The 8,041-nt window shown below is 55.7% G+C and carries 10 protein-coding genes and 1 pseudogene; 10 read left to right on the top strand and 1 reads right to left on the bottom strand.

Annotation, left to right across the window (positions count from 1 at the left end; genetic code table 11):
• From LKD37_RS09805 to LKD37_RS09795, 3 genes and pseudogenes are all read left to right on the top strand, one after another.
• Nucleotides 1-119, top strand: a 119-nt coding sequence (locus LKD37_RS09805; RefSeq protein ID WP_178881828.1) for a DUF4368 domain-containing protein, incomplete at its 5' end; no start/stop codon positions are given.
• A gap of 90 nt (nt 120-209) precedes the next feature.
• Nucleotides 210-299, top strand: a pseudogene (locus LKD37_RS17825) (Maff2 family mobile element protein); the annotation flags it as partial.
• 11 nt (nt 300-310) lie between these two features.
• Nucleotides 311-1,177 carry a VirB6/TrbL-like conjugal transfer protein, CD1112 family gene (locus LKD37_RS09795; RefSeq protein WP_302929039.1) on the top strand — a complete coding sequence of 289 codons (867 nt, stop codon included), beginning with the start codon at nt 311-313 and terminating at the stop codon, nt 1,175-1,177.
• Between the two features lie 44 nt (nt 1,178-1,221).
• On the opposite strand, the gene LKD37_RS09790 is transcribed toward LKD37_RS09795, so the two are convergent.
• On the bottom strand, nt 1,222-1,413 hold the full coding sequence (locus LKD37_RS09790) for a hypothetical protein (protein WP_302929038.1): 192 nt from the start codon (nt 1,411-1,413) through the stop codon (nt 1,222-1,224).
• A 261-nt stretch (nt 1,414-1,674) separates the two neighbouring features.
• Here LKD37_RS09790 and LKD37_RS09785 point away from each other — a divergent pair, with 261 nt between their 5' ends.
• The 7 genes from LKD37_RS09785 (at nt 1,675) to LKD37_RS09755 (ending at nt 8,030) form a co-directional block, all read left to right on the top strand.
• Nucleotides 1,675-2,400 (top strand): DNA-methyltransferase, encoded by a 726-nt coding sequence (locus LKD37_RS09785; protein WP_302929037.1) that lies wholly within the window; start codon nt 1,675-1,677, stop codon nt 2,398-2,400.
• Nucleotides 2,401-2,471: 71 nt separating this feature from the next.
• Entirely contained in the window at nt 2,472-2,732 is a 261-nt protein-coding gene (locus LKD37_RS09780) for a type II toxin-antitoxin system prevent-host-death family antitoxin (protein ID WP_302929036.1), read from the top strand.
• On the top strand, nt 2,722-3,060 hold the full coding sequence (locus tag LKD37_RS09775) for a type II toxin-antitoxin system RelE/ParE family toxin (RefSeq protein ID WP_302929035.1): 339 nt from the start codon (nt 2,722-2,724) through the stop codon (nt 3,058-3,060). Before LKD37_RS09780 ends, LKD37_RS09775 begins: the two co-directional genes overlap by 11 nt.
• Before the next feature lie 52 nt (nt 3,061-3,112).
• Entirely contained in the window at nt 3,113-3,721 is a 609-nt protein-coding gene (locus LKD37_RS09770; RefSeq protein ID WP_302929034.1) for an MT-A70 family methyltransferase, read from the top strand.
• Nucleotides 3,721-4,089, top strand: coding sequence for a PrgI family protein (locus tag LKD37_RS09765; RefSeq protein ID WP_302929033.1), 369 nt, complete (start codon nt 3,721-3,723; stop codon nt 4,087-4,089). The genes LKD37_RS09770 and LKD37_RS09765 overlap by 1 nt, the downstream gene beginning before the upstream one ends.
• Nucleotides 4,025-6,400, top strand: a complete 2,376-nt coding sequence (locus LKD37_RS09760) for a VirB4-like conjugal transfer ATPase, CD1110 family (RefSeq protein ID WP_349048754.1) — start codon at nt 4,025-4,027, stop codon at nt 6,398-6,400. Before LKD37_RS09765 ends, LKD37_RS09760 begins: the two co-directional genes overlap by 65 nt.
• Nucleotides 6,381-8,030, top strand: coding sequence for a C40 family peptidase (locus LKD37_RS09755; RefSeq protein ID WP_302929032.1), 1,650 nt, complete (start codon nt 6,381-6,383; stop codon nt 8,028-8,030). Before LKD37_RS09760 ends, LKD37_RS09755 begins: the two co-directional genes overlap by 20 nt.
• Nucleotides 8,031-8,041 lie beyond the last annotated feature (11 nt).

The raw sequence follows: 8,041 nt of genomic DNA, 5'->3' as shown, positions 1-8,041 counted from the left end.
TGCGGGAGTTTGTAGAGAAAATCGTTGTGCATGAGTGCAGCTATGACGAGAACAAGACCCGCAGACAGGACATTGAGATTTATTATTCTTTTGTTGGCAAGGTGGACTTGCCCGAATAACCGCCCGACCTATCCGACACAATGCGCAAGTGCCGGATAGGAACGGCAAAATTTTTTACACTTCTATTACTTCTTTATCACACATTAGTAAAATCTCAGGGCATGAAACAGCTCATGGCGGGCGGCGGCATCATCGTGCTGGGTACGACCCTGATCCCTCTGCTGTCCACCCTGTTTTAAGGGCGTAAAGCATGGGATTTCTCACCGACTGGCTGACAGACTGGCTAAAAGAGCTGCTGATCGAGGGTATCATGGGCAACCTCACGGGGCTTTTTGATACGGTCAATTCCCGTGTCGGAGAGATTGCGGTGCAAGTGGGAACCACCCCGGCGGCGTGGAACGCCGGGGTGTTCTCCCTGATCCGGCAGCTTTCTGAAACGGTGATACTGCCGATCGCCGGTCTGATCCTCACCTTTGTTGCCACCTATGAGCTGATCCAGCTCATTATCGAGAAGAACAACCTGCATGATCTGGACTACTGGATCTTCTTCAAGTGGATATTCAAAACGGCCTGCGCCATTTTGATTTTGTCCAACACTTTCAATATCGTCATGGCCGTGTTCGATGTGTCCCAAAGCGTCATCGCTCGGGCAGCCGGGATCGTGCAAGGCTCAACGGACATTTCGGAGGCCATGCTTGCCGACTTGGAGGCCACGCTGGAAACGCTGGGGCTTGGCTCTCTGCTGGGGCTGTGGCTGCAATCCCTGCTCATTCATGTGACCATGTGGGCAATCAACGTCGTGATTTTCGTCATCGTCTATGGCCGCATGATCGAAATATACCTGCTGACCAGCTTAGCCCCCATCCCCGTTGCCACGCTCTCCAACCGGGAACTGGGCAATACCGGGCAGAACTATTTGAAGTCCCTGTTTGCCGTGGGCTTTCAAGGGCTATTGATCCTCGTCTGTGTTGCCATCTATGCGGTGCTGATACAGGGTATCGCCACGGGCGGCGACCCCATCGGCGCGATATGGGGCTGCATGGGCTATTCCGTGCTGCTTTGCTTCTGCCTGTTCAAGACTGGCTCCATCGCCCGCAGCGTGTTCAGCGCACATTAAAAGAGTTGAGCCACCTTTTCAGGTGGCTCAGTTGGAAGAGCTATTCAGTTTTTGCGACCAGCGCCGTTCTTGGTCGGGTCAACCATGATGTACCGCTGACCACTGTGCTGCGTGGGCGGAAGAGGTTCGCCTTTTACGACGGTTCTTTCGATTCCCGTGCGTCCACCGCGAGGGCCGACAATTTCATACTGACCTGAACGGTCGGCTTTTTCGCCGGGTTTATAGGAATTAGCCATTTGATACTCCTTTCTATCGTATTAGCACTCAATTTATTTAAGTGCTAATACAAGGGTAACACTAAATATTGGAAATGTCAATAGAAAGACTCACAATATATAGTGATTTGGGGAAACGTGATTTGCTTTTGACAAACCGTGTTTAATGACAAGACCGGCATCAGATGTACCATGGATAAAATTTCTGAAGGGAGGAATGCGTTGATAGCAGAAAGCACTATTTGGGGGCAAAATGTCCCAAAGCTGGATGCGCTGCACCTTATGGACGGGATCGAGGGCTTGCGCTCTCTGCCAAAACATAGCGTGGATATGCTCTTGACCGATCCGCCCTACGGCACGACACGGAACTTTTGGGATGTGCCGCTGCCGCTCCCGGAGCTGTGGGAGGCGGTGTGCTGGGCGGTGAAGCCAAACGGAGCCATCCTGTTTTTTGCTCAATGCCCCTTTGATAAGGTGCTGGGCGCATCCAACCTCGCCATGCTCCGCTATGAGTGGGTATGGTACAAGTCCCGGGCAACGGGCTTCCTCAATGCCAACCGTGCGCCGCTGAAAAAGTCCGAGAACATTTTGGTGTTCTATCAGAAGTCCCCGGTGTACCATCCGCAATTCACCTATGGGGAGCCGTACCGCAAGACCAATCCCCGCAGTGGGTGCAGTACCAACTACGGCAAGTTTGAACGGACAGGCTCAGAGTCCAGCGACGGGCGGCGTTATCCGGGAAATGTGCTGTTTGTGCCGACGGTGACGGGCGGCATCCATCCCACGCAAAAGCCCGTGGAGCTGTGCGAGTATTTCATCAAAACCTATACCGACGAAGGAGAGGTAGTGGCGGACATCTGCGCGGGCAGCGGCACGACTGCCGTTGCCGCCATGAACACAGGCCGCCGCTTCATCTGCTTTGAAAATGCCCCATCCATCTATACCATCGCCGCCCAGCGCATCGAGCAGGCGCGGCTGGCCGTGGCCGGGGGCGGGAAAGGCACCTAATTTTGCAGCAAATTTGCTGTTGAATTTTACAGCAGAATGGGGTATACTGTGTTTGAAAGGAGTTGATAGATATGCCGAACATTAAACCCATTTCTGACCTGCGAAATTACAGTGAGGTACTGCATGATGTGGCTGTGGGCGCTCCTGTCTTTTTGACGAAAAACGGGCGCGGGCGGTACGCTATCGTGGATATGCAGGATTACGAGAGAACACAAGCGACCATCCGCCTGATGAATGAGCTTGCAAAAGGCCGTCACTCCGGCGAAACGGAAGGCTGGCTGACACTGGACGATATGAGGGCGCATTTCCGCGCAAGAGCGAATGAAGAATAAAATTCATTATTCACCCGAGTCCCGTCGTGATTTGGATGACATTTGGGATTACATCGTATCGGAACTTCAAAATCGTTCTGCTGCGGAGCGCGTGATCAATCGCATTATAGACGCGGTTGACCCGTTGAAAAATTTCGCAGAAATGGGAACCCCGTTATCCTCTATTGCAGATATAGGAACTGACTATCGTTTTCTTGTCAGCGGCAATTATATGGTGTTTTATCGTGTGCAAGGCAACGATGTCTACATTGACCGTGTTCTGTATGGCCGCAGCGATTACATGAGCGTCCTGTTCAAAGACTTGCTGCGCGAAGAAACAACCGAATAAACATCATTTTTGCTGACCCTAACAAAATGATCCGACAAGACCGCTTGCTTTTATGCAGGCGGTTTTTTCATGTCCAAAGGAGCGTGACAATATCGAAAAATATTCCATTATCTACGCCGACCCGCCGTGGCGCTACTCGGCTAAGAAAGTGCAGGGCGCGGCGGAAAATCACTACCCCACCATGAGCATTGATGAATTGTGTGCGCTGCCTGTGGCCGAGCTTGCGGCCAAGGACAGCGCCCTTTTCATGTGGGCGACCTTTCCCCAGCTCCCGGAGGCTCTGCGGCTCATCCGTGCGTGGGGCTTCACCTATAAATCCGTTGCGTTCGTCTGGCTCAAAAAGAACAAAAAGGCGGATAGCTGGTTTTATGGGCTGGGCTTCTGGACGAGGGCGAACGCCGAGATCTGCCTGCTGGCGACCAAGGGACACCCCAAGCGGCAGGCCGCCGACATTCACCAGTTTATCATTTCGCCCATTGAAGCCCACAGCAAAAAGCCGGACGAAACCCGTGACAAGATCGTTGCCCTCATGGGCGACATGCCCCGTGTGGAGCTGTTCGCACGGCAGACCTCTCCCGGCTGGGATGTGTGGGGCAACGAGGTGGAGCCGACGATCCCGGACTTTGGGACAAGTTGTCCCAAACTGGAGGTGACAGACTGATGCCCTATGTGAATGTCCCGAATGACCTTTCCAAGATCAAGACAAAAATCGCGTTCAACCTCACCAAGCGGCAGCTAATCTGCTTTGGCATGGGGGCGGCTATCGGCGTTCCAACCTACCTTTTGACCCGGCAGGCCATCGGCAACACCGGGGCGCTGTTCGCTATGCTGGCGATCATGCTCCCGGCGTTCCTACTGGCGATGTACGAAAAGGATGGCTTACCCTTTGAAAAGGTGATCCGCAACATCATCCGGGTCAAGTTTACCCGCCCCGGCATCCGACCGTACCGAACGGAAAATATCTATGCCCCATTTGCGCGAAAGGAGGAGCCTATTGAGCAAAGCAAAAAAGCAGAAAAACGGAAATAAGCACCGGGCGCTGTCCGCCCAGCAGACCATTCCCTATATCGCCATGCACCCAGACGGGATCTGCCAAATCCCCGGCGGGCTTTACACAAAGACGCTGGAATATGAGGACATCAATTATGCCGTGGCGTCCACGGAGGATCAGACTGCCATTATCAGCGGGTGGAGTGCGTGCCTGAATTATTTTGACAGTTCTCTGCCGTTCCAGCTTTCCTTTGTCAACCGCCGCAGCCGCAACGCCAACCGATACAAGGTGAATATCCCGGCACAGGAGGATGATTTCAACAGCATCCGGGGTGAGTATGTGGAAATGCTCAAAGGCCAGATCGCCAAGAGCAACAACGGCATTGAACGGTATAAGTACATCACCTTTGGCCTACCCGCCGAGGGCGTGGCAGAGGCGCGTCCACGGCTGGGGCGCGTGGAGGCCGATGTCATGGGCAATCTGAAACGGCTGGGCGTCCAGTCCCGCCCGCTGGATGGCCGGGATCGGCTTGCGGTGCTGCATGGGCAGATGCACCCGGGCGGGCGCGAGCCATTCCGCTTTGCGTGGAAAGACATTCCCAAGACGGGCATGGGGACAAAGGACTACATCGCCCCGGACAGTTTCGACTTCCGGCAGAGCCGGACTTTCCGTGTCGGCCAGATGTGGGGCGCGGCGTCCTATTTGCAGATCATGGCGTCGGAGCTTTCGGATAAGCTGCTGGCGGAGATTTTGGAACTGGACGCCGAGCTGACCGTCACCATGCACATTCAGACGGTAGACCAGCTCAAGGCCATTAAGACGATCAAGGGAAAAATCTCCGACATAGGCCGCATGAAAGCGGAGGAGCAGAAAAAGGCTGTCCGTGCCGGGTACGACATGGAGATTTTGCCGCCCGACCTCATTACCTTTTCCAAGGACGCCGCCGAGCTGCTCTCCGACCTGCAAAGCCGTAACGAGCGAATGTTCCTGCTGACCTTTACGGTGGTAAACCTCGCTCCCACCCGGCAGCGCCTTGAAAACGATGTGTTCACGGTGAGCGGCATCGCGCAGAAATATAACTGCGCCCTGCGCCGTCTGGACTGGCAGCAGGAGCAGGGCTTTGTGTCCTCGCTGGCGCTGGGCTATAACGGCATTGAGATCCAGCGGGGCATGACCACCAGCTCTACCGCCATTTTCATTCCCTTTATGACCCGGGAGCTTCGTATGGACGGGCAGGCGCTTTACTACGGCATGAACGCTCTTTCCAACAATGTCATCATGGCTGACCGCAAAAAGCTGAAATCCGCCAACGGGATGTACCTCGGCTCTACGGGCAGCGGCAAGAGCTTTGCCGCCAAGCGCGAGCTGATCAATGTGTTCCTCGCCACCAACGACCGCATCATCGTCGTTGACCCGATGGGCGAATATGCCCCGCTGGTGCGGCGCTTGGGTGGGCAGGTCATCGAGATCGCCCCGGACAGCCCACACCACATTTCGCCTATGGACTTGCAAATGAATATCAACGACGAGGACAGTCCGCTTTCCATGAAGGCGGATTTTTTGCTGTCCCTTTGCGAGCTGATCGTGGGCGGCAAGGAGGGTTTGCAGCCCATCGAGAAAACCGTCATTGACCGCTGTGTGCGGCTGGTCTACCGGGAGATGGCGCTGGGGCTGGAAACGGCAAAAACGCCGCTGCTGCAAGATCTGTATGAGGAGCTGCTGCGCCAGCCCGAGCCGGAGGCGCGGCGGGTGGCGACGGCTCTGGAGCTTTACTGCACCGGCTCACTCAACCTTTTCAACCATCCCACAAATGTTGACCTCAATTCCCGTGTGGTCTGCATCGTCCTAAAGGGCTTGGGTGAAAACCTCCGCAAGATCGCCATGCACACCACCAATGAATTTGTCACGGCGGCGGTAAACGCCAACCATGCCGAGGGCGTGGCGACTTGGTGCTACTTTGACGAGTTCCATATCCTGCTCCGTGATCCGCTGACGGCCAGCTACTTTGTGGCGGTCTGGAAAATGCTCCGTAAAAAGGGCTGTGTTCCCTCGGCACTGACGCAGAATGTGAAAGACCTGCTGGCCAGCCGAGAGATCGAGAACATTCTGGACAACACGGATTTCATGGTGCTGCTGTCGCAGGCGCAGAGCGACCGTGCGATTTTGGCAAAGCAGCTCGGCATTTCCGAACATCAGCTCTCCTACATCACACACTCCAATTCCGGCGAAGGCTTGCTGTTCTATGGAAATGTCACCATCCCGTTTGTAGACCGTTTCCCCCGTGGAGAGATCTATGACCTGCTGACGACCCGCCCGGAGGATCTTGCCCATGAACGAACAGACGAATAACCCCACTTTGGGACAAAATGTCCCGAAGTCCAAGTTTCGGTGGAAAAGCCGGCAGGAGCAAACGGCGGCGTCCAAGCTGCGGATGGAACGCCGGGGCGAAAAGCTGGATGCCGCCCGGGAGAAGCTGGCAAAGCAGAAGCCGCCGAAAAAGCCCGGTGCGGTCAAGCGCCTTGCTCATACCGCCGGACACGGCGTCCACAGCTTTGTTCATGGCAAGCTCTATGAGGTCGAGCATGAAAATGCCGGCACGGAGGGCGCACACCGTTCCGAGCTGGCGGCGGAGTCCGTGTACCGCTTCGGCAGGCGCAAGCTCCGCAAGGCCATCCGGGAACACCCGGCAAAGGCGGTGGAGCGTGCCGAAAGCAAGCACATCAAGGCCACGGCGGATTATTACTACCGCAAGACCGTGGAGGAACACCCGGAAATGCAGGAGGGCGGCGCGGTGTCCCGGTATCTGCAAAAGCAGAAGATCAAGCGCCAGTACGCAAAACAGGCACGGGAGGCTGCCAGACAGGCCGCCAAGGCCGCCGAGGGTACGGCATCCGTTACGGGCAAGCTGACGGAAAAGGTGTCCGCCTATATCAAGGAGCATCCCAGCGGGCTGCTCCTGCTGGTGGCGGCGTTTCTTCTGCTGGTGGTGCTGCAATCGTGTATGTCCTCGCTGGTGACGGTGGGCAACGGCGTGGCCGGAGCCATCGGCGCGTCCACCTATGCCGCCGAGGACGCTGACCTGCTGGGGGCGGAGGCCGCCTACTGCGCCTTGGAAAATGAACTGCAACGCTATCTCGATACCTACACCCGTACCCACGATTATGACGAATATCACTTTGACCTCGACACCATCGAACACGATCCCTATGTGCTGCTGTCCATCGTCTGCGCGCTCCATGAGGGCGAGTGGACGCTGGGCGAGGTACAAGGGACGCTCCAAATGCTCTTTGACCGCCAGTACATTTTGACCGAGGATGTGGTGGTGGAACGGCGGTATTACTTGGAAACGGATACTTGGACAGACGAGGACGGCAATACCCACAGCGACACCTACCGGGTGTATTACGATTATTACATCTGCACTGTCACGCTGGAAAACTTCAATCTCTCCCATCTGCCTGTCTACATTATGGGCGAGGAAACCCTGTCCCGGTACGCCCTCTACATGGCGACGCTGGGCAACCGCCCCGACCTGTTCCCGTCCTCGCCCTATGTGGGCAAGTACACCAACAAGCCCCCGGCACATGAGATCCCGGAGGACTACCTTGCCGACGAAACCTTTGCCGCCATTCTGAAAGAGGCAGAAAAGTATGTGGGATACCCCTATGTGTGGGGCGGCAGTTCTCCGAATACCTCGTTCGACTGCTCCGGCTTCGTCAGCTATGTCTACAACCAATGCGGCTGGGACTTCGGACGGCTGGGGGCGCAGGGGCTATACAACATCTCCGCCCGGACGAGCAGCCCCAAGCCCGGCGATTTGGTATTCTTCACGGGGACTTATGACACGCCAGGGATCTCCCATGTGGGCATCTATGTGGGTGATGGTTGGATGCTCCATTGTGGCGACCCCATCAGCTACGCCAACCTCAACACAAGTTACTGGCAGTCCCATTTCTACGCCTACGGAAAACTATTTTGACAGGAGGTTTT

It is taken from the genome of Brotocaccenecus cirricatena (assembly GCF_020687045.1).
Classification (GTDB): Bacteria; Bacillota; Clostridia; order Oscillospirales; family Oscillospiraceae; genus Vescimonas; species Vescimonas cirricatena.
Note: the sequence above shows the minus strand (reverse complement) of the source record. Positions and strands in the feature narration are given on the sequence as shown.

Bases quoted from the DNA above. Each gene is read 5' to 3' on its own strand.
- LKD37_RS09795 (WP_302929039.1), top strand. From the start codon at position 311: ATGGGATTTCTCACCGACTGGCTGACAGACTGGCTAAAAGAGCTGCTG.
- LKD37_RS09790 (WP_302929038.1), bottom strand. From the start codon at position 1,413: ATGGCTAATTCCTATAAACCCGGCGAAAAAGCCGACCGTTCAGGTCAG.
- LKD37_RS09785 (WP_302929037.1), top strand. From the start codon at position 1,675: ATGGACGGGATCGAGGGCTTGCGCTCTCTGCCAAAACATAGCGTGGAT.
- LKD37_RS09780 (WP_302929036.1), top strand. From the start codon at position 2,472: ATGCCGAACATTAAACCCATTTCTGACCTGCGAAATTACAGTGAGGTA.
- LKD37_RS09775 (WP_302929035.1), top strand. From the start codon at position 2,722: ATGAAGAATAAAATTCATTATTCACCCGAGTCCCGTCGTGATTTGGAT.
- LKD37_RS09770 (WP_302929034.1), top strand. From the start codon at position 3,113: ATGCAGGCGGTTTTTTCATGTCCAAAGGAGCGTGACAATATCGAAAAA.
- LKD37_RS09765 (WP_302929033.1), top strand. From the start codon at position 3,721: ATGCCCTATGTGAATGTCCCGAATGACCTTTCCAAGATCAAGACAAAA.
- LKD37_RS09760 (WP_349048754.1), top strand. From the start codon at position 4,025: ATGCCCCATTTGCGCGAAAGGAGGAGCCTATTGAGCAAAGCAAAAAAG.
- LKD37_RS09755 (WP_302929032.1), top strand. From the start codon at position 6,381: ATGAACGAACAGACGAATAACCCCACTTTGGGACAAAATGTCCCGAAG.